This is a genomic window from Apibacter sp. B3546, from assembly GCF_009827885.1.
GTDB lineage: Bacteria > Bacteroidota > Bacteroidia > Flavobacteriales > Weeksellaceae > Apibacter.
In genome coordinates, this window is the sequence record NZ_WINW01000037.1 from 97,729 (window position 1) to 119,532 (window position 21,804).

The window sequence follows — 21,804 nt, forward strand, 5'->3', positions numbered from 1 at the left end:
GATCCAAAGGTAGTTGTATATAATTATTTTTTCATTGACTTATGTTAAGAGATTTCAAACGGCTTAATGATTCGGGTTCAATTCCTATATAAGAAGCAATATGATATTGTGGTATCAATTGTTCCACATTTGGATATGTTTGTAGCAATAATTTATATCTTTCATAAGCAGTATTCATTAAAAGAGAAATATCTTTTTGGCATTTTTTAACGAATAAAGTATCTGAAATGTATTTTGCAACTTTAAACCATGCTTTTGATTCATTGAGAAGCAAATCATAATTAGTTTGAGAAAGACATAAAATAGTTGAATTTTCCAATGCTTGTATACTGCCAATGCTTGGTTGTCTTGTTAAGAAACTTCTGTATGAAGTTACTATTGATTCTGGAAAATAGAAGTCAATATTAAATTCTTTTCCATCTTTATCTAAATAAGATCTTAGAACTCCGGTTTTCACAAAACCAATAATAGAACAAATCTGTCCTTCTTCTATAAGAAAATCTTTTTTAAACAATGTTTTTACTTCCAGCAATTCCGATAATCTGGTATAATATTGAGTTGCTAATTCTAATTTAATACAAATTAAATCCTTTAAAAACATATGTTGTATTTTTATGTAAATATACCTAAGTAATAAATAATTTTGTGCAAAAGGAATTTATTAACTAACTTTCGAACTTCAGATATTCCATTGTACAGATTAGATATTAAAATATAGTGTTTAAGTGATATTGCAACTTTACATCGTTTTTATAATGAATTTATAAGTAGGAAACAGATTTATATAACATAAGTATCGGCTATTTCATATAGTAATTAAAAGTTCAGAACTTTTTTGTTTATAAATAACCATTACAGAAATAATATATAATGAATTATAAAAGTTTATGGGCTATATTAATAGTTTTTATACAGTTATGAAATCACCCATGCGATTTTTGTGATGTTAATACTTAAAAAATAAGGCTTACATGTTTATATCGTCAAAATCGGAATTAGTATCAGTATTTTGTTGGCGATTCTTTTTATTATTACTCCTTTTATCATTACTATTATTGAATCTATAAGTAAAAGATAGGGTAAATTGTCTTGGACGCCATTGCATTTCCGAGTATCTGTAAAAATCATCTCCGTATGTTTTAAATTTCCTTTTTTTAGAATCAAAAACATCCTGAATATTGAAAAGAAATGTCCCTTGACCTTTTAATATATCTTTGCTGATTCCTAAATCCATTCCGTACATTTCTTTACTTTTATTTTGTCCATTTTTAAAAGGTGCCATGTAATTTCCTTGTAATTGAAAATTAAAATTTTCCGGGAGTTTTACTGTCATACTCATACGAGTTCTCCATGTAAACCCTTTTTTATCTAAATTCTCGGTAACAAAGGTGGTACTTCCGGTTATAGTATTAATTTTTTCATACGAATAATTCCCATAGCTTTCGTATTGAAATAAATTTACATCTCCAAAAATTTTCCACCATTTATAAGGATTTACTGAATAAGACAATTCTCCACCGTATCTATTTTCATGTCCTAAATTGGTAGGCATGGTATTTAAATTTCCGAGAGGGTCTGATGTAGTTATGAATTGTAAAGGATCTTGAGTTCGTTGATAATACAAAGAAGGAGTAATTCCCCAATTACTTTGTTGAAGGTTGTATCCCAATTCAAAAGAATTGATATAGGAAGGGTCTAAGTCCGGATTTCCTTGACGAGTATTCCTGTCATCAGAAATGTTTTTATAGGGGATAAGCATTCTGCTGTCCGGGCGAAATATCCTTCGGCTGTAACTGATTTGCAATTGGCTTTTTTCCGTTAGATCATAATTTAGGTGCAGAGTAGGGAATAAGTCCGTATAATTTTTAGTAATGGTTGAATTAGCTTGACGAGAAACAACCTTGATAATTGACGTTTCTTCTCTTAATCCTGCTAAAAATGAAAATCCCCCCCATTTATTTCCATATTGTAAATAAGAAGATAAAATGTTTTCTTGATAAACCGTATTGTCTGTTTGGTCAGGATTCACTACCCACGAATTATTTTTAAATTCATTTAAAGAAAAATCTGATTTAATTTTAGAATAATCAGCTCTCATTCCGGCTTCTAATTGAGAACCTTCTTTAAAAGGCAATACATAATCAGATTTCAACATTATTTTGGTTTGCGTATTATCATTGGTATTTAAACCGGGAATTCGGTCAAAGATTTTAGAATCGGAATCTTTTAGATTATAGGAGTAGAATCCGTCAACGGTTAATACATTTCCTTTTTTAAAAAAATTATGCGTAAAATTTAGGCTTCCGTCGATTCCGTAATTATTTCTGTTTTCTCGTTCTTTTCTTTCTGTAAGGCTTTGTATAAGTGAGGGATATAATGTGGTATTATAGTGGGTGGTACTTAAATAATTGCTGGTATTATAATTATACCCTATAGATGTAGATAATGAGTTATGTTCGTCAAAAGTAAAATTAAATCCCGTACTTGCATTTAGGGAAGTTCTTTCTCTATTCCTTTTAGAATCTTGTAGGGAATTTTCATCCATAAGGTGGTTCATATCATAACCGATGTAATTTTTTTTCTCTTTACCTTTATTTTTACCATACCTAAAACCGATATTGGTAAACCAATTCCATTTTTTTTTGCCGTATCCTAAATTAATGGATGTACCGTACGATTGTGGAGATCCTCCGGACATTTGAATACTTCCTGTAACACCTTTTTTTCTATTTTTTTTGGTAATTATATTTATAATACCGGCAGTTCCTGAAGATTCATAACGAGCAGAAGCATTGGTAACTACTTCGATTTTTTCAACCATATCAGCCGGTATGGATTTTAAAGCTTCGGCAGTATCATTAATTCCTAACATGGCAGAAGGTTTACCGTCAACTAAAATTTTAACATTGTCATTACCTCGTAAACTAACCGTTCCATCTACATCCACATTCACCGATGGAACATTTTGCATAACATCTGAAAGAGTACCGGACTTGGCTGTTAAATCTTGAGAAACGTCATATATTTTTTTATCCAACTCAACTTTATATAATGGCTTTTTACCTTCTACAACAATTCCCTCCAATTCTTTAGCCGTTTGTTCAATCTTTATATTTCCTAAGGAAGTGGATTGAAGAAGCGATTTTTGATCGACATATGAATCAAATCCCGCCTGATCTATCACCAATTCATATTCTCCCGGTGTTACTTTAACTGAAAATTTACCTTTTTCGTCAGCCAATCCTCCAAATACTTTAGAAGTATCTTCTAAATTGGTTAGTGTAATGCTGCTGTAGGGTACGGGACGGTTATTATCTGTAATTATGGTTCCTGTTATAACAATGTTTTGTGAAAATATAAAGGTATATAGTACTAAACAAAATGTTGATAGTATGGATTTACTTGAAGTCATTTATTAATTTTATTTTCAGTATAGACAAAGCTAAAACTGAAAGGTTACATCGTAAAGTAAATAAGAAGAGTTATTTTTTAGTGTTACTTTTTCTTTCGGAAGTTATTATTTTCGATTAATTCAAAAGGATTTTCTGTTTTAGTTTTAATAAAGCTTTTACCAAAGATAATAATACCAAATACGATAAGGGCAATACCTACAATTTTTTTTATTTTATAGGCAAGTTGATCGGTCAGCTGATGCTTAAACTTGGAAGCTAAAAATATTTTTAACATATCAACAGACACCATAGTAATTAATAAAATGGTTATGTATAAATAAAAATCGGAAGGTTTTGAATATTGTGCGGATATTAATACAACTGTTGTCAGCCAAAATACGATAACACCAATATTAACCAAATTAAGTAAAAAACCATTCATATAGGTTTTAAAATAATTGGTAGTCGCAATATTAGCATCTGTTTTAATATGCAAATTACCTTTTGAAAGAATATTGTATAATCCGTAAATAAAAATTACAAAACCGGCAATCATGTAAACTGATGGATGAGTGTCTATAAACTTTAGTAAACCTTTACTACCTGTATGCGAAACATATATACAAAGTATATCTGCAGAGATTACACCGGCTTCAAGAGCTATGGAAGGTTTTATACCTTTAGTAAGACTGGTTTCAATCAGAAGAAAAAATACGGGACCTATTAAAACAAGACTGAGAATTAGCCCAAGTAAAATTGCAGATGTGATTAGAGAAATCATTAAATTATTATAATAATTTGCAAGGTACGTAATTTTGTGTTAACATAATGTGACAGATATTAGTTAGATGAGATTATTTTATGGATAGTTTATCATGTTTATTTGAGTGTAATCCTTAATTTTTATCTCAAATACAAAAAAAATAAAAAAAATGCTCTTTATAATAATAAAGTTTATCTGCTTATTTTTAATGTAAAATAAAGAGTGAATTAACTTATTTATTATTTATTTATCAAAATTTACCGTATCTTTTTTTCTGGTATCTCGATTTATATTTTCCGTTTTGTTAGAACCATGGTTTTCGTTCGATGAATTATAATACCCTCCATCCTCATCTGAAGAATAACTTCCGTCGTAAGCACCGTATGAAGCTAAATCATCACAACTAAAATTATCATTCATAGTTTCCGGTCTGGCAAATTTATCTTTTTGGGTTATTTCCAATTTAGGATCAGCATATATTTTTTGCATAAAATAGGCCCAAATAGGTAAAGCCATACTTGCTCCTTGACCAATGGAAGTTGATTCAAAATGCGCATATCTGTCTTCCCATCCAACCCATATGCCGGTAGCTAATTTAGGAGCAATTCCTATAAACCATCCGTCGGCATTTTTATTGGTCGTTCCTGTTTTACCTGCAATTTCAGCATCAATGCCCATACTCCTGACTCTTCGACCTGTACCTTGATCAATTACCCCTTTCATTAATTCAATCATAGTGTAAGCGTATATTTCATTCATAACTTCTCTTACCTGTGGTTGATATTCTTTGATTACTTTATTATTGCTGTCTTCAATACGCCAAACCATCTCAGGTTTAGTGTAATTTCCAAAATTTGCAAAAGTGCTATAGGCTCCAACCATTTCATAAATGGTTAAGTCTGCAGATCCTAAGGCAATAGTATTGTTTCTGGGAATAGGACTTTCAACTCCTAAATCTCTGGCCATTTTTATAACTGCATCATATCCGGTAGCATCAATTAACCTTGCTGTTACCGCATTTTTGGAATAGGCAAGAGCTGTTTTTAAAGGCATAGAAGCGCCGTTTCCGGCAACTGTCCATTTACCTTTGGTATAAGTTGCATTTGAAACTTGTGTACAAGGGGTGTAATTAAGGTTTTTAATGGCTGTGGCATATACAAAAGGTTTGAATGTAGAACCTACCTGTCTACGTGCTTGTTTAACATGATCGTATTGAAAATGTTTCCAATTGATTCCTCCAACCCATGCCTTTATATTTCCCGAATGAGGCTCCATTGCCATTAGTCCGGCTTGAATAATATGTTTATGATATCTTATAGAATCCCAAGGAGATAGTAAAGTATCTTTATCGCCTTTCCATGTGAAGATTTGTAAGTTGATTGGTTTTTTGAATTCCGCAACAATTTCCTCATCAGATAATCCCTTATTTTTCAGGTTTTTATACCTTCCGGTTCTTTTCATGGCATCTGTCATGAGTTTATTGTATAAAAAATCAATTTTGGGATCTCCCGGATAAGTGTAAAAAGGAGCATATTTCCTTTGTTTTTGCTCTCTGAAAAAAGATTTTTGTAGATTTTTTAAATGCTTTTCAATTGCTTCTTCAGCATATTTTTGCATTCTAGAATCTAGAGTTACATATATTTTTAGTCCGTCTTTATAAAGATTATATTTTTTTCCTGTTTGGTTTTCATAATCATTTAAAACGGCATTTACTTCCTTTTTTAACGCATGTTTAAAATAAGCGGAATATCCTTCGCCAATTTCTTTTACCGGTCTGTAGTTAAGCTCAATAGGAGTTTCTTTAATCGAATTGAATTCTGCTTCAGTAATGTAACCTTGGTCCTTCATCAAGCCTAAGACAACATTTCTTCTTTTTTTAGCATTTTCAGGATTAATTTTAGGATTGTTTACCACCGGATTTTCTAACATAGCTACCAATGTGGCACTTTGTGATAGATCCAAATCTTTAACATTTTTATTAAAATATACCTTGGATGCGGTTGCAATACCATTAGCATTAAATAAAAAATCGAATTTATTTAAATAAAGAGTTAAGATTTCATCTTTAGTATATAATTTTTCAAGTTGAACCGCGATTATAATTTCTTTTATTTTTTGGAAAGCTCGTTGAAATTTATTTTGCGATACCCCTTTGTAAGAAAAGTTACCCTCGTCATCATCTTTTTGCGTAAAAAGAAGTTTAGCTAACTGTTGGGTAATAGTACTACCCCCCCCTCTTTTTCCACCATAAAAAACAGCCCTGAATAAAGCTTTTTTATCAACCCCTGAATGGTAAGGAAAACGTTCGTCTTCTTTAGACATTAAAGCATAAATAAGGTAGGGAGGTAAATCTTGATATTCTACCGGGATTCTTTTTTCTTTTTCAAACTTTTGAATTACAACACCATCTGCAGATATAATTTCAGAGGCAACAAATATATCCGGATTTTCCAAATCTCTAACATTGGGCATTTCTCCAAAAAAGCCATAAATTGTTAATAAAAAAAGCAAAGCAAATGATAAAATTCCGGCAAAAAATAATCCCCAAAACCATATAAAAAATTTTCTTATAAATTTTTTAGTGGTATTAGATTTATTTATTTTATTTATAGTATTGGTCTTATTCTTATTTTTATTTGTTAATGCCATAATATATATTCTATGGTAAGTTTATTCAATAGTTACTCCAAAGTCTACAATGCCTTTTAAAGTGTCTTTCCTCATTCCTTGAACAACGGAAAGTGTATAGTCCCCGTTTTTAGTAAATGAGAAATCTTTTTTATATTGAAAATAAATTTCTTTAATGGATCCCATGCCCGAACCAAGCCACTTTCCTGTTTTATCAGCTAATATATAATTTAAGGTATCGGTACTAATAACTTTTTTTCCTTCTTTTAATTTAATAAATAAATAGAGATTACTAAACTGATAATCCTCATTATTCCTTACTATAAAATTTATATTTTTTTTGTAGGAAGCATTTTTAACGGTAAAATTAAAATTTAAAGTATCTTTTTTACTCCAAGAATTATTGATGCTTTTCATTTGTGAGTATTCATACTTATGATTACAATTTATGAAAAGAAACATTGAGCAAAGAGATATAAAAAGAAATTTTTTCATTTAAAATTGTTCTAAAAAATTACTTAGGTTTTTTAGGAGTTCTTTTTTTTGGTTGATTAGAATTTGATTGAATGTTAGTATTAGTTTTAGCTTTTGGTTTAGGCTTTTCAGTTGTATTTTTTGAATTGGTTCGCTGTTGATTTTTATTTTTGGATTTCCGTTTAGTATTTGATTTCGATTTTTTTTCAAATCGATTCAAATTATTTTCTTCAATTAAATCAACTTTTAAATCTTCTTTTTCCTGAAGTTCATCTAATGGTTTAATAGTTACACCTTTTTTATTAAGTTCAACTAATTTTTTAACCTCATAAATATTTACAGGATACCAAGAAATAGAATTATCAGTATATGTAAACCACATTTGATTTCTAAATACATCCACTTTAATGCAATATGCTTTACCCTTTTCAGTTTCTAATACTGTTTGGCTGGAAGGAAAATCAGCTAAGGCATCCACATAGGTATCTAACTCAAAATTAAGACAACATTTCAATTTACCACATTGTCCGGCTAATTTTTGCGGATTGATGGATAATTGTTGATATCTTGCCGCCGCAGTATTAACTGATCTGAAATCTGTCAGCCAAGTAGAGCAACATAACTCTCGCCCACAGGATCCAATTCCTCCCACTTTGGCACTTTCCTGCCTGTAACCAATTTGCCGCATATCAATTTTTGAGCGAAAGGACATAGCATATTCCTTTATCAACTGTCTAAAATCTACTCTGCCTTCTGCCGTATAATATAACGTAACTTTTGACCCATCCCCTTGGAATTCTACATCACAAATTTTCATTTGAAGTCCCAAACTCCTGGCAATTTGTCTCGCATCAAGCATAACCGAGTGCTCTTTGTTTTTATAGTTTTGCCAAATTTCAATATCTTTTTGAGATGCTTTCCTATAAACTTTAAACAGTTCATCAATTTTAGCCTTTTTTTTCCTCATTTGGATTTTGACTAATTCTCCGGTTAAAGATACAATCCCTACATCATGTCCTGAATTAGCTTCCACAGCAACTATGTCGCCAATTGATAGGGGTAAATGGGAATCATTTAGATAAAAATCTTTTCTATCGTCTTTAAATCGTACTTCAATATATTGGGGTTGATTTTTTTGAGTAGGGGGGTGTATGTCGGATAACCAATTGAATACAGAAAGTTTACTGTTGCAATTTCCAGTTCCACAAGCTCCATTATTTTTACATCCTTTAGGTAGTTCTCCCGAACTACAAGAACTGCATGTTTCCATATTTTGATATTAATCTAATTCACAAAGATAGATATTTTTAAAGTTATAAGTCTTAAAAATATTTTTTACAATTACCTTTCTTGAGAAAGGTATCTAGTCGTTATATTCCATTATTTAATATAAAAGGCTTACTTTTGAAGAAAATTTACAGAATTATTTAAAAATATAGTGGAAACTTCTAAAAAAGTAGATTATTCAAAATTAAATCCCCATATCCCTAAGGAAGCAATAGCTTATATTGAAAAATGGCTGGAACCATATTGGTTTCATTTGGTTATAAAAAAACCACGATCAACTAAATTAGGAGATTATAGAGTTCCACAAGAAGGTAATCCTCATATAATAACAGTAAATTCGGGTATGTTAAAATCGTTATGTTTTTTAACTTTAACCCATGAAATAGCACATTTAAGAGCTTTTGATTTGTATTCTAGAAGAATTCAACCTCATGGTAAAGAGTGGAAAAAAACATTTTCTGAAATGATTTCTGAAAGTATTGATGTATATGAAGAAGAATTAAAAGTGATATTGAAAGTTTTTATGCAGAATCCCAAAGCAAGTTTTTATTCAGATAAAAAATTATCTGAATATTTTATAAGAAAACAAGATCCGAATGCGTTGTTATTGAAAGATTTACATGTAAATGCTTTATTTAAAATTAACAATAAATTTTTTTATAAATTAAAGAAATCAAAAACTCGCTATATTTGCATTGAAAAAAATACAGGTAAAAGATATTTGATTGCGGAGAATGCTCCGGTTACTGAAATAAATGTTTTATGACAAAGAATAAGAATTATTATTGTGTAATTATGGCCGGAGGTATAGGTAGTCGTTTTTGGCCAATAAGCACCACAAAGTTCCCAAAGCAGTTTCATGATATTTTAGGTACAGGGAAAACATTAATTCAGCAAACATTTGAAAGATTAAGTAAAATTATCTTAAAAGAAAATATTTTTGTTATCACTAATCAAGAATACGTTGATCTTACATTGAGTCAATTACCCGATATTTCAAAAAACCAAATTATCGGTGAACCCAAAATGATGAATACAGCTGCCTGTAACATTTATATGGCAGAAAAAATCCATAAATTAAATCCGGATGCAAGTATTATCGTTGCTCCTTCAGATCACTTAATTATCAATGAGAATCAATTTGTTACTAATGTATTAAACGCTTTAAAACATGCTAGTCATGATAATATATTGGTAACTTTAGGTATTGCTCCGACAAGACCTGACACCGGATATGGATATATTGAGTACATTAAGGAAGGCAAAGAGGGGCTTTATCAAGTGAAATCTTTTAAAGAAAAACCGAATCTAGAAACGGCTAAAGAGTTCTTAAAAAGTAAGAATTTTTTATGGAATTCAGGAATTTTTATCTGGTCAAGCCGAAGTATTCTAAGTTCTTATCAAAAATATCTTCCGGATATGTATCGATCTTTTGAATCTATAATCCCTGAATATAATACAGATAAAGAGCCGGAGGCTGTAGAAAAAATTTATTCTAAAATTGAAAAAATTTCAATTGATTATGGCATTTTAGAGAAATCTGATAATGTTTGGGTAATTCCTTCTACTTTTGGATGGAGTGATTTAGGAACATGGAGTGCATTATATGAGAACTTTAACAAAAATGAAGAAGGGAATGCAGTACACGGTAACAATATTTATACATACGATACCAGTAATACCATTATAAAAACAGACCTCTCGAATAAAATATATATTATTGATGGACTAACAGATTTTATAATAGTGGATACTTCAGAAGCACTATTAATATGTCCCCGAAATAATGATCAAAAAATTAAGGATTATTTAGAAAATATTAAAAAATTGGAAGAAAGTAAGAAATCTTCAAAAGAATAATATTTCTTCGTTTCTTACTTTTTATTATTTTGATGATATAGCATGGCTTCACGAGCCATTTTAAATATTTTTGAAGAGAATACGAAATCTAATAAAGCTTGATTATCAGAAGTTACGATAGAGTTTTTATCTCCTTCCCATTCTTTAACTCCGTTTTTTAAGTAAACTATATTTTCACCTATTTCAAGAACCGAATTCATATCGTGAGTATTTATAATAGTAGTTGTGTCGTATTCACGAGTAATTTCATGAATAAGTTTATCTATTATTTGAGAAGTCTGAGGGTCTAAACCTGAATTTGGTTCATCGCAAAATAAATATTTTGGATTATTAACAATAGCACGTGCAATAGCTACTCTTTTTTGCATTCCTCCGGAAATTTCAGATGGAAATTTCTTACGCGCATTCGTTAGATTTACTCGTTCTAATACTTGATCTACCCGTTCCCTCATATCTTTTTCAGATATATTTGCAAACATTTCAAGAGGAAACTTTACATTTTGTTCAACCGTCATGGAATCAAACAGGGCACTCCCTTGAAACACGGTTCCTATTTCACTTCGTAAATTTTGCCTTTCAGATACAGATAATTTGGATGCATCTGTATTTTCGTATAGAATTTGTCCGGAAGTAGGTTCAAATAAGCCAAGAAGACATTTAAGAAAAACAGTTTTTCCGGAACCACTTTGTCCGATAATTAAATTTGTTTTTCCTTTTTTAAAAGTAGTAGTAATCCCTTTAAGGACTTCTACACCATCAAATGATTTAGTAACGTTTATTGCTGAAATCATTGTTTAATCTAGTAAAAGTTGAGTTAACATTAAATTTGTGATGATGATAAGGACTGTTGTCCATACAACAGCTGAAGTACTATTACGCCCAACTTCCAATGAACCACCTTTTACGGTATAACCATAATAAGAAGGTACTGTTGCTATGATAAAGGCAAATACGATAGTTTTTATAAAACAATAGTAAATAAAGAAATCAGGTGATGCCATTTGTAGTCCTTGAACATAATCTACCGGGGCCCAGCTTCCTGAAAAACTTCCCGCAAAATAACCTCCCAGAATGCCCATCAAAAGACTAATCATGATTAAGATTACATTAAAAAATAAAGAAGCAACCACTTTCGGAAGAATAAGATACGATGGGCTGTTTACACCCATAATTTCCAAAGCATCAATCTGTTCGGTTACTCTCATAGTACCGATGCTCGATGCAATAAAAGAACCCACTTTTCCGGCTAATACAACACTAATTATTGTAGGGCAAAATTCCAGTATAAGAACCACTTTGGTTGCATATCCCACATAATAATCAGGAATAGGGAAAGAGGATGTCTTGAAATTATTATACATTTGAATGGCAACGACAGCACCCACAAAAAAAGAGGTGAAAGCAACCAAACCCACGGAATTAACTCCTAAATCATTTATTTCTCTAAGTAAATTTTTTCTGAAAATTTTTCTTTTTTGGGGTTTTTTAAAAACCCTTGCCATTAAGAAAGAATATGCTCCAATATTCGAAATCATCCCCATAATGGTGCGAAGTTACTATTTTTTTATTTTTAAAAAAAGAAAGATTATTTTTAAAGGAAACCGTTTTAATGGCAACAACTTTTCGCATGCGATCTTTGTTCCAATTTTAAAGCTTTATCTGAGGGAGACAATAGATGAATGCCTAAACCCAACCCTCTTAGTATGAATAAAATGCCTATTAAAACTATAAAGTAGGGAAATATTTTTAGAATCTTGAATCTAACTTTAGCTCCAATAAATTTACCGGTTAATGTTGTTATGAACATGAAAGGAAATGTCCCTAATCCAAAAACGGCCATAAATAGCATACCTTGAATAATTCCACCGGCAGCAATCGAAGAGGTTAAAGCCACATAAACTGCTCCACAAGGAAGAAATCCATTAAGTACTCCGGTAAGGTATCGGGAAGTATTGTCTTTCCTTTGAAGAAATCTACCTAAAAATAGTTTAATTTTAATCATGAACTTATTTATCGGTCTGAAATTATCTCCGATTTCAGTGGTTTTTCCCGGCAATAATACCATGAGAATTAATAGAATACCGGCAAAGATAGATATGTATTTTTGATATCCGGCTATATTAAAGCTTTTACCTACAATTCCTAAAATGCCTCCTAATAAAGAATAAGTAGTTATTCTTCCCAATTGATATAAAATATTCTGAGTATAGAATTTAAATTTATTAGTAGCATCCAGACCAATGGAAAAAGCGATCGGGCCACACATGCCTATGCAATGAAATCCCCCCAATAGCCCTAAACTAAGTGCTGTATATAAATAAACGATATCTAATTCCATGTTAAAGGTATTTCCATCTGGTAGTTAGTTTTTTCTTTTTCCCAATATAATTTTAATGTATAATTTCCTTTTACTAAGACTTTAGACGGTATTAATATGGTGTTAGAAGGAGATAAATCAAGTTCTTTCTTGTTAATATCTAAAGCTTGAGAATTGGGTCTGGAAAGTTTAAATTTTCCGGTGGTATTAGTATAATTAAATTCTTTTGGAAAGATTATTTTAATGCCGGATTCAGGTAATATTTCAATTTTAGGTTTTTCTTGTAATAAAGCAGCATGGTTGGTAGCATCAATCTCTTTTTGATAATTTATTTCTTCTTCATAATAATTATCTGTTACCAGGTCAAAAGTATTCTTTGAAAATTCTATGGTGAATATCAATGTACAAATAAATATAATAAAGCAGGCAAGTGCTAAAATAACCCCGTGCCCCCAAGTAAATTTAAATTTCATAATTAAAATCGGATTTTAGACGGACCAATAAAATTAGTTTTATATTCATCTACTTTCTTACCATTTTCGTCAAAGATACCAATAATTACTTCTTCTTTGGTTTTAATTAAATCAGACTGAGGAATTTTAATAGTGGCTGTACCTTTGAGAGTTTGTTTAGGTTGTATGATAAATTGTGTACCATATCCTACTAAAGTTATACTTGCATGATTGGGTTTAAGTATTTTTACGTTTAGTTTTTTCTTTTCGGTAGTTTTATTAGAAAATATAAATTGATATTCATCAACAACTAATTGTTCTTCGATAGTAAACTGAGTACCTACAATTTTTAAAAATTTGGTTTCCACACTTGATCTAATGAACAATAATGATATACAAACCGATGTCAAAACCAATAAAGCTATAGTGTAGGCAATTAGTCTCGGAGTAAATTTGAAATCCGTTCTTTTTTCAATCATATTTTCCGAAGCGTACCTAATTAGACCTGTTGGCATTTTCATTCGGGTCATTACCATATCACAAGCATCAATACAAGCAGTACAGTTCACGCACTCCAATTGACTTCCGTTTCTTATATCAATACCCGTTGGACAAACTTCAACACATTGTTTACAATCTATACAATCTCCTTTTCCTAAAGCTTTTCTGTCTTCATTTTTCCTCCAACTTGCTCTTCCGGCAGTACCTTCTCCTCTCACGAAATCATAAGCAATATTTATCGTGTCTTTATCAATTAGTACCCCTTGAAGTCTGCCATATGGACAAACAAAAGTACAGGCTTGTTCTCTGAACCAAGCAAATACAAAATAAAATAAAGTGGTAAATATGATATATACTATAAATACGGTGACATTTTTTGAAATACCTTCTTTAAAAATTTTTAGTATCTCATCGGTGCCTAAAACGTAGGAAAATAATACAGCACATATTAGTAAAGAAACAATTAAAAAGATGGACCATTTTAAAATCCTCTTTTTAATTTTTTGGCCGTTCCATTCTTGTTTGTCGAGGCGAATTTGCATATTTCTGTCTCCATCGATAAGAAATTCAATTTTCCTGAAAACATGTTCCATAAATATAGTTTGTGGACATATCCAACCGCAAAAAATTCTCCCATATGTCACGGTGAATACAATGATAAAAACCGTGGTTGTTACTAAACCTATACCAAAAAGATAGAAATCGGATGGGGAAAAATAAGCTCCGAATATATAGAATTGCCTGTTTAATATATCAAATAGGAAAATAGGATTTCCATTGATTTTAACAAATGGGAATATAAACAAAATGATGAGAAGGAATGCGCTGACTATATCTCTGTATTTTGTGAATTTGCCATGAGGCTTTCGGACATAAACCCATTTTCTTTCTCCTGATACGTCTGCAGTAGCAAGGTTCTCTCTGAATTCTTCCTTTTGTTGTTCAAGGTCAGGAATTTTTTTATCCTCCGTTTCCTGAGACATGGTGTTTTGTTTATTAGTTAATTATTAAGTTTGATATCTATAATTATACTTTATTTCTTTAAATTATACATTTATAAAAAAGAGTAAAATTATATTTAAAAACAAAAGTCTGTTAATCTTCAATTGAAACTAAACAGACTTTTATATAATTTTTATTTTACTTCTCTGAGTTTGATGAGTTTTGCGTAGTTGCAGCCGGGGGAGTTGTTTCAGTTGGTGCTGCAGCTGTACCGGATCCCCCTTTATATGCTTTGGACCAAGGGGCTAAATTACCTTGAGGTTCTTTGGCGGTTTTATCTACTGAACGGCCTTCAGAATCTTTAGGAGAATTTTTATTAAGTTGGTACAAGTAACTTGCCACTTTAACAATATCATTTCCTTTTATTTCTCCGGTCGCTCCGAACGCTCTCATAGTAGGATTATTTTTACTACCGTTCCATACTGTATAAAAAATATTTTTAAATTCAGAGTCTTCTTTTGCGTTATTGTATTCTTCTTGAATATTAATCCAATAATCATCCGTTTGGTTAGGACCGGAAAGTCCTTTAGCTCCCTCGCCATGACAAGTTTTACAAATTTGTTCATAAATTACCTTTCCATCTGCTACTGCATCCGGATTAAATTGAGCGGTTTCTATAGTGGCTTGAGGAGCTATCTTTTCATATTCGGCAATTTCAGCCATCTGAGTTTTATATTCTTCTTCATATTCAACATCCGGATGCGCAAAACTTGTAAATGCATAGGAAAAAAGATACACAACACCGTAAGTGATAGTTACGGCAAATAAACCTATATACCATCTAGGCAATTGATTATCCAATTCTTTTATATTGTCATACCCATGATCTATTAATTTAATCTCACCGGTTTCTTCTGCTTTGCTTTGTTTGAATGCGTCTCTCCAAAGTCGAGTTAAATAAGGGGTTTTTAAAAGTTCTAAATAGTCCTTTTTTTCACTGTCAGAAAGTAACTTAAATTTTTCAGCATCTATTAAAGCATTTAAAGAATTGTTAATAAGTAATAACACAAAAGAAATGGCAATAGTGGCTAAAAATATAGGATTTGTGATGAAATCAAAGTTTTGCAAGAACATGTAAAATGCACCGGTAATTAAAAATACCGATAAGATAGCATTTATGACAAAGGGTGTTCTAGGTTTCATATGATCATTTAGTATTTATATTATTAGTTCTTTTTTCATTATCTTCTAAGGGTAGATTGCTCATATCATTATAGTAATTTTTTGGTTTGTTCATTACCATAAAAGTTACTCCAAGAAAAAATAAGACAAAAAGCAGAAGAGCTAAGCTTTGATAAATTACGGCATTATCTACTCCTGCAATTATTTTATTATAAAATTTGAGCATTTTTCTAATTATTTGCCGTTTCTACCTGTGTTTTTTTGATATCAACACCAAGTCTTTGTAAATAAGCAATTATAGCTACAATTTCCCTTTTTTCCAATGGAACAAAGTTAGCACCCTCAGCCTTTGCAGAGGCATCAAAACCGGCTTTATAGTCGGGTCTGTCTGTAAATATACTGGCTGCAATTTCTTTTGCTTGAGCCTCCATATTTGATTTATAATTGTCAATATCCTTTTGTTCATAAGGAACATTGAACCAATTTTTCATTAATTCTAACTTTTCTTTAGTTTTGGAGACATTTAATTCGTTATAAATTAACCACGGATATCTAGGCATAATGGATCCGGGAGAAGTTTCTCTAGGGTCGAATAAGTGAGTAAAATGCCATGAATCCGGATTTTTTCCTCCTTCTCTGTGTAAATCAGGTCCGGTTCTTTTAGATCCCCAAAGGAAAGGTCTATCGTATACGTACTCTCCTGCTTTAGAATATTCTCCGTATCGAACTACTTCATCTCTAAATGGACGTATCATTTGGGAATGACAGGCATTACAACCCTCACGGATGTATAAGTCTCTTCCTTCCAATTCTAAAGGGGTATAGGGTTTTACACTTGTTATTTGTGGTATATTGGATTTAACGAATATGGTTGGTAAAATTTCCACGGCTCCACCAACTGCCAAAGCAATTATTGCTAAAACAGAGAAGAATAGAGGCATTCTTTCTAACCAGGAATGCGTTTTTTCATTCGGGCCTTTTGCCGGAGAAACATGTAAAGCAGGGGCTTCTGCCTCTTCGTTAGCTACAAATGTACCTTTTCTAACAGTTGCAATAATGTTTATAACTAATAATATGGCTCCTGAAAGATAAAGTACCCCTCCTATAAATCTAAATATAAAGAAATATCTTAGCGATGTAACGGTTTCAAGGAAATTCTTTGTAACAAGAGTTCCATCCGGATTAAATTGTTTCCACATTAAGCCTTGAGTAAAACCACTCATGTACATAGGGATAACATATAAGATGATTCCCATAGTTCCTAACCAAAAATGCCAGTTGGCTAATTTTACAGAATATAGATTAGTTTTAAATATTCTTGGAATGATATAATAAATAACTCCAAAAATGATGAAACCGTTCCATCCTAAAGCTCCTAAATGCACGTGTCCTATAACCCAATCGGTAAAATGTCCGATTTTGTTTAATGTTTTAGTAGCTAATAAAGGACCTTCAAAAGTAGCCATACCGTAGCAAGTAACTGCCACTACAAACATTTTAAGAATAGGATCTTCTCGTACTTTGTCCCATGCACCTCGTAAAGTTAATAACCCGTTAAGCATACCTCCCCAAGAAGGTGCTATTAGCATAATGGAAAATGCGGTTCCCAGCATTTGAGCCCATGCAGGTAAAGAGGTATATAGTAGGTGGTGAGGACCGGCCCACATGTAGACAAATATTAAGGACCAAAAGTGTATAATAGATAATTTGTAAGAAAAAACCGGTCTATTGGCAGCTTTAGGTAAATAATAATACATTAATCCTAAGATAGGAGTAGTCAAGAAGAATGCTACTGCATTGTGGCCGAACCACCATTGCACCATGGCATCTTGAACTCCTGAATATATAGAGTAACTTTTTGCTCGTAAAATATTTGAATCTAACGGGATTGCCAAGTTATTAAATACCCACAACAGGGTAATTCCACCCCAAGTAGCTATAAAAAACCAAATGGCAACATACATATGACTGATTCTTCTTTTAGCAATGGTAATAAACATGTTCAATCCGAATAATATCCAGATAATGGCTACCATAATATCAATCGGCCATTCATGCTCTGCATATTCTTTGGATGTATTGATTCCCATTAAGAAGGTAATTACTACAGAAACGATAATTAATTGCCATCCCCAAAAATGAATCCAACTTAATAGATCATTGGTTCGAGATTTTAATAATCGCTGGGTAGCATAATAAAACCCTGTAAAAAATCCATTACCTACAAACGCATAAATAACGGCACTGGTGTGAAGCATTCTCAATCTTCCATATCCCAAAAAGCCTTGAGATCTGGCTAAATCGGCTCCTTCAGTACCAAAGAAAAATTCAGGTAATGTCGGTATGAATAATAATGAGGCTACAGTAAGTCCGACTATAAAACCAACAATACCCCAAAGTATAGTGGCATAGGCAAACGCTTTTGTAATTTTATTATCATATGAAAATTTTTGTGTTTCCATTGGTGTTATGTAGTTACTTTATTATTTTTCTTTCTTATCGTTTTTGGATTCTTTTGAATTACCTTCATTGGAATCAAATAAAATTCTTACTGCAGGTGATTCATCATCATCAAATTGTCCTTTCTTGATTCCATAAATAAAAAGGATCAAAAATATAACAGCTAATGAAACACTGCATAATATCATTAAATATAATATTTCCATACTGACTGAACAAAAATACATTTTATTTGATATGAATGATAATGATTTGTAACATATTTTTACATTGCATCTTTAATTTAGAATATTTCTAAATTGAGGTGTATTTTAGGTTATTTGATGTGTTTTCTAATAAAGAAATTACCTTATCTTTTTTTAAATGTTTCATATCCAATAACTTTACTTACCACGGTAGTGAATAGTACTACTGAAATGGAACTTACAGGCATAAGTATGGCTGCTACTAAGGGGGAAAGCCTGTTAGAAACTGCAAAACTTAATCCGATTATATTATAGCAAAAACTAATAATGAAACAAATGGAAACTATAACTAAGGCTTTTTTTGATAATTTTAAATATTTAGGTAGATAAGCAAAATTGTTTCCGTCTAATATGGCATCAGACGAAGGAGTGAAACTGTTTATATCATCTGAAATGGCAATACCCACATTAGATTGTTTTAAGGCTCCTGCATCATTGAGTCCGTCGCCAAGCATTAAAACTGTATGCCCTTGATCTTGTAAATTTTTAATATAATCGAGCTTATCTTGAGGAGACTGATTAAATTTAATAACCGTGTCTGTGGAAAATATTTTTTCTAAATTATGCTTTTCGGAATTATTATCTCCACTTAATAATGATATTTTATAATGGTTAAGTGATCTGATAATTTCTTTTAAATCTTTTCTGTATTGGTTTTTAATTTTATATAACCCTTTGTATATGCCATTGATGGAAATATAAACAGAAGTTTCGGAATTAATATTTTTTTTATTTCCAACAAAGTCGGATGAGCCTATTTTGTATTCTGTACCCTTAATGAACCCTTTTATTCCTTTACCTATTATTTCTTCGTAGTCCTTAATAGGTATATGATCAATAGGCATGGAAATAGATTCATAAAGTGATCTGCTTAAAGGGTGATTGGAATTTTGAAGTATAGATTTTAAGTTTTTTAACTCTTCAATAGTAAGTTTTTCTCCTTCATAACTGATTTTGTTAACTTTATTAATCGTCAAAGTACCGGTTTTATCAAAAACTATATGGTCTATTTTTGCCAGTTTTTCAACTGTGAGAGCATCTTTTACGTAAAATTTTTCTTTACCAAAAATTCTCATGATATTTCCAATGGTAAAAGGTGCGGAAAGAGCTAAAGCACAGGGACAGGCAACAATCAATATAGCCGTGATTACTTGATACATTTGCGAAGTGTTTTTTTCAATGAAATACCAGTATAATCCGCTTACAATTGTGATGATCAGTATGACCATCACAAAATATTTACTTATGTTATTGGTTATTGAATCAATAGTTGAAGTATCTTTTTTAAATGCTTCATTATTCCATAGCCGGGTAAGATAGCTTTGATTAACTTCTTTAATGATCTCTAGTTCTATTGTAGTGCCGGATTGTTTTCCACCGGCAAATATTTTTTCTCCTGTTTTCTTTTCTATTAGTTTGGATTCTCCGGTAATAAAGCTGTTATCAATAAACGCTTCTCCATGAATGAGAATAGAATCGGCAGGAATAATTTCTTGATTGCGTATTAATATTCTGTCACCAATTTTTAAATTTGAGATCAGAACATTTTCATGAGTTTTATTGGAAGTAATTTTAGTTACGGCTATGGGATAAAAGGATTTGTAATCTCTATCAAAAGCTAAAGTTTTATAAGTTCTTTGCTGAAAATACTTACCTAAAAGCATAAAAAATAAAAGTCCGCTTAGAGAATCGAAATAACCGTTACTCATTCCCGTATATGCTTCAAAGCAACTACGGGAAAATAAGGCAAATATGCCGATAACAATGGGCAAATCAATATTTAATACTCCGTGTTTTAGAGCTCCCCATGCAGATTTATAATAATCTGAAGCGCAATAAAAAACTACAGGTAATGAGAAAAGAAACATAAGAATTCTGAAAAAATAACTGTATTGTTGAAGCCAAGGGTCTTTTTCAGTTTCGAGAAATTCCGGAAAGGCAAAAAGCATAATGTTTCCGAAAGCAAATCCGGCTATCCCTATTTTTACAAGTAGGGTGTGATCTACTTTTTCAGGTTTTTTTTCAGTAGTTTCAAAATTAATGACCGGCTTATAGCCTAAATCTGTTAGAAAATTAGCTAATTCACTTAATTTATAGAATTCATTTTTGTAGGCAATTTGTACCGTTTTAGAAGAAAAATTAACAGTAGAATATGTAATATTTGTATTAATATTTTTTAAACTTTCCAATAACCAAATACAAGCACTGCAATGAATAACGGGTATTTTAAAAGTTATAAGAGTTAATCCCCCTTCCGAATAATCAATAATTTTATCAAAGATTTGAGGGGTGTCTAAAAATTCAAAATAATTTTGCCCCTTTTCAGGTTTTATTCCGGCTTTGGAGTTTAAATTATAGTAATTTTCCAATTTATTTTGATTTAAAATTTCGTATACAGATTTACATCCGTTACAGCAAAATAATTTATTATCAAAATCAATCGGAGTGTCCTCAATGATCTGTCCGCAATGATAACAATGCTCACTCATATATTTGTACTATCACTAAACCTGCAAAGTTATATCCTTTTATTTAAAATTAAAGTATTATTTTTGTCCGTAAATTATTAAAAATATGAGTAATATCATGCCTAAAAATTCAGTAGATTTAATAATATCAGAATTAAAAAATAAGGATGTTTTAAGCCAATTTACAAAAGAAGAACATAGCATATTGGATAAAGAAATGAAGGAGATTCGTTTTGAAAGAGGTCAAGAAATTATACATGAAGGTTATAAACCTACCGGAATATTTGGAGTTATAAGCGGTACGGGTAAAATTAACAGAAAAGGATATAATGGTAAAGATCAAATACTGCGTTTAGTAAAAAAAGGAGAAATTGTAGGATACCGTTCTTTATTAGGGGGAGAAAGTTTTAGTGCTTCTTGTACCGTTCTAGAAGATATTACTGCAGTATATATCCCTGAAATTATTTTTCATCGACTGTTAGAAATAAGTTCCAGAGTTTCTTTTGATGTATTAAAAAAAATATCCCAAGACTTAGGAGAAGCAGGAAAAACCATCACTTGGTTAGCTCAAAATACGGTGAGAGAAAGATTGGCTGCCGTTTTACTTCTTTTAGAGAAAAAACTTGATGTGGATCATGAAGGCTTCATTAAAATTACTCTTACTCGTGAAGAAATGGCAAATTTAATCGGTACAGCAACAGAAAGTGCGATACGATTAATTTCTGAATTTAAAAATGATGAGCTTATAGAAGTGGAGGGAAGAAGAATAAAAATTCTTAATCATCAAAAATTATCCCGACTAGGGCATGTTATGTCATAAAATTTATTAATTT

19 protein-coding genes are annotated in these 21,804 nt (G+C 31.2%); 3 read left to right on the forward strand and 16 right to left on the reverse strand.

Annotated features, from left to right (window positions below):
- Positions 1 to 31: 31 nt before the first annotated feature.
- From GFU93_RS09025 to GFU93_RS09050, 6 genes are all read right to left on the reverse strand, one after another.
- Positions 32 to 601 carry a Crp/Fnr family transcriptional regulator gene (locus GFU93_RS09025; protein WP_160568874.1) on the reverse strand — a complete coding sequence of 190 codons (570 nt, stop codon included), beginning with the start codon at positions 599 to 601 and terminating at the stop codon, positions 32 to 34.
- 366 nt (positions 602 to 967) lie between these two features.
- Positions 968 to 3,412: a TonB-dependent receptor domain-containing protein gene (locus tag GFU93_RS09030; protein WP_160568876.1), complete on the reverse strand. Its 2,445-nt coding sequence runs from the start codon at positions 3,410 to 3,412 to the stop codon at positions 968 to 970.
- Between the two features lie 83 nt (positions 3,413 to 3,495).
- Positions 3,496 to 4,173, reverse strand: a complete 678-nt coding sequence (locus GFU93_RS09035) for a LysE family translocator (RefSeq protein WP_105296795.1) — start codon at positions 4,171 to 4,173, stop codon at positions 3,496 to 3,498.
- A 225-nt stretch (positions 4,174 to 4,398) separates the two neighbouring features.
- Entirely contained in the window at positions 4,399 to 6,804 is a 2,406-nt protein-coding gene (locus GFU93_RS09040; protein ID WP_160568878.1) for a penicillin-binding protein 1A, read from the reverse strand.
- Between the two features lie 21 nt (positions 6,805 to 6,825).
- Positions 6,826 to 7,278 (reverse strand): gliding motility lipoprotein GldH, encoded by a 453-nt coding sequence (locus GFU93_RS09045; protein WP_160568880.1) that lies wholly within the window; start codon positions 7,276 to 7,278, stop codon positions 6,826 to 6,828.
- Between the two features lie 19 nt (positions 7,279 to 7,297).
- Positions 7,298 to 8,527, reverse strand: a complete 1,230-nt coding sequence (locus GFU93_RS09050; protein WP_160568882.1) for a regulatory iron-sulfur-containing complex subunit RicT — start codon at positions 8,525 to 8,527, stop codon at positions 7,298 to 7,300.
- 168 nt (positions 8,528 to 8,695) lie between these two features.
- Here GFU93_RS09050 and GFU93_RS09055 point away from each other — a divergent pair, with 168 nt between their 5' ends.
- Both GFU93_RS09055 and GFU93_RS09060 read left to right on the forward strand, forming a co-directional pair.
- Positions 8,696 to 9,310: a SprT-like domain-containing protein gene (locus tag GFU93_RS09055; protein ID WP_160568884.1), complete on the forward strand. Its 615-nt coding sequence runs from the start codon at positions 8,696 to 8,698 to the stop codon at positions 9,308 to 9,310.
- On the forward strand, positions 9,307 to 10,404 hold the full coding sequence (locus GFU93_RS09060; protein ID WP_105296790.1) for a mannose-1-phosphate guanylyltransferase: 1,098 nt from the start codon (positions 9,307 to 9,309) through the stop codon (positions 10,402 to 10,404). The genes GFU93_RS09055 and GFU93_RS09060 overlap by 4 nt, the downstream gene beginning before the upstream one ends.
- A gap of 14 nt (positions 10,405 to 10,418) precedes the next feature.
- On the opposite strand, the gene GFU93_RS09065 is transcribed toward GFU93_RS09060, so the two are convergent.
- The 10 genes from GFU93_RS09065 to GFU93_RS09110 form a co-directional block, all read right to left on the reverse strand.
- Positions 10,419 to 11,195 carry an ABC transporter ATP-binding protein gene (locus GFU93_RS09065; protein ID WP_105296789.1) on the reverse strand — a complete coding sequence of 259 codons (777 nt, stop codon included), beginning with the start codon at positions 11,193 to 11,195 and terminating at the stop codon, positions 10,419 to 10,421.
- Between the two features lie 3 nt (positions 11,196 to 11,198).
- Positions 11,199 to 11,945, reverse strand: a complete 747-nt coding sequence (locus tag GFU93_RS09070) for an ABC transporter permease (RefSeq protein WP_166004694.1) — start codon at positions 11,943 to 11,945, stop codon at positions 11,199 to 11,201.
- Positions 11,946 to 12,010: 65 nt separating this feature from the next.
- Positions 12,011 to 12,742 (reverse strand): sulfite exporter TauE/SafE family protein, encoded by a 732-nt coding sequence (locus GFU93_RS09075; protein ID WP_105296788.1) that lies wholly within the window; start codon positions 12,740 to 12,742, stop codon positions 12,011 to 12,013.
- Complete coding sequence (locus tag GFU93_RS09080) at positions 12,733 to 13,194, reverse strand: FixH family protein (RefSeq protein WP_160568886.1); 462 nt, start codon at positions 13,192 to 13,194, stop codon at positions 12,733 to 12,735. The genes GFU93_RS09075 and GFU93_RS09080 overlap by 10 nt, the downstream gene beginning before the upstream one ends.
- A gap of 2 nt (positions 13,195 to 13,196) precedes the next feature.
- A complete protein-coding gene (ccoG, locus tag GFU93_RS09085) occupies positions 13,197 to 14,657 on the reverse strand; it encodes a cytochrome c oxidase accessory protein CcoG (protein WP_160568888.1) in 1,461 nt (486 codons plus the stop codon).
- Positions 14,658 to 14,814: 157 nt separating this feature from the next.
- The gene (locus GFU93_RS09090; RefSeq protein ID WP_160568890.1) at positions 14,815 to 15,819 is read right to left on the reverse strand and encodes a cbb3-type cytochrome c oxidase N-terminal domain-containing protein; all 1,005 of its coding nucleotides are present in this window, start codon (positions 15,817 to 15,819) and stop codon (positions 14,815 to 14,817) included.
- 4 nt (positions 15,820 to 15,823) lie between these two features.
- Positions 15,824 to 16,024 carry a CcoQ/FixQ family Cbb3-type cytochrome c oxidase assembly chaperone gene (locus GFU93_RS09095; protein ID WP_160568892.1) on the reverse strand — a complete coding sequence of 67 codons (201 nt, stop codon included), beginning with the start codon at positions 16,022 to 16,024 and terminating at the stop codon, positions 15,824 to 15,826.
- A gap of 4 nt (positions 16,025 to 16,028) precedes the next feature.
- The gene (ccoN, locus tag GFU93_RS09100) at positions 16,029 to 18,260 is read right to left on the reverse strand and encodes a cytochrome-c oxidase, cbb3-type subunit I (protein WP_160568895.1); all 2,232 of its coding nucleotides are present in this window, start codon (positions 18,258 to 18,260) and stop codon (positions 16,029 to 16,031) included.
- A 21-nt stretch (positions 18,261 to 18,281) separates the two neighbouring features.
- Entirely contained in the window at positions 18,282 to 18,485 is a 204-nt protein-coding gene (gene ccoS, locus GFU93_RS09105; RefSeq protein ID WP_370456887.1) for a cbb3-type cytochrome oxidase assembly protein CcoS, read from the reverse strand.
- A 122-nt stretch (positions 18,486 to 18,607) separates the two neighbouring features.
- Complete coding sequence (locus GFU93_RS09110; protein ID WP_160568897.1) at positions 18,608 to 20,992, reverse strand: heavy metal translocating P-type ATPase metal-binding domain-containing protein; 2,385 nt, start codon at positions 20,990 to 20,992, stop codon at positions 18,608 to 18,610.
- 85 nt (positions 20,993 to 21,077) lie between these two features.
- Here GFU93_RS09110 and GFU93_RS09115 point away from each other — a divergent pair, with 85 nt between their 5' ends.
- Positions 21,078 to 21,791 (forward strand): Crp/Fnr family transcriptional regulator, encoded by a 714-nt coding sequence (locus GFU93_RS09115; protein WP_255448154.1) that lies wholly within the window; start codon positions 21,078 to 21,080, stop codon positions 21,789 to 21,791.
- Positions 21,792 to 21,804 lie beyond the last annotated feature (13 nt).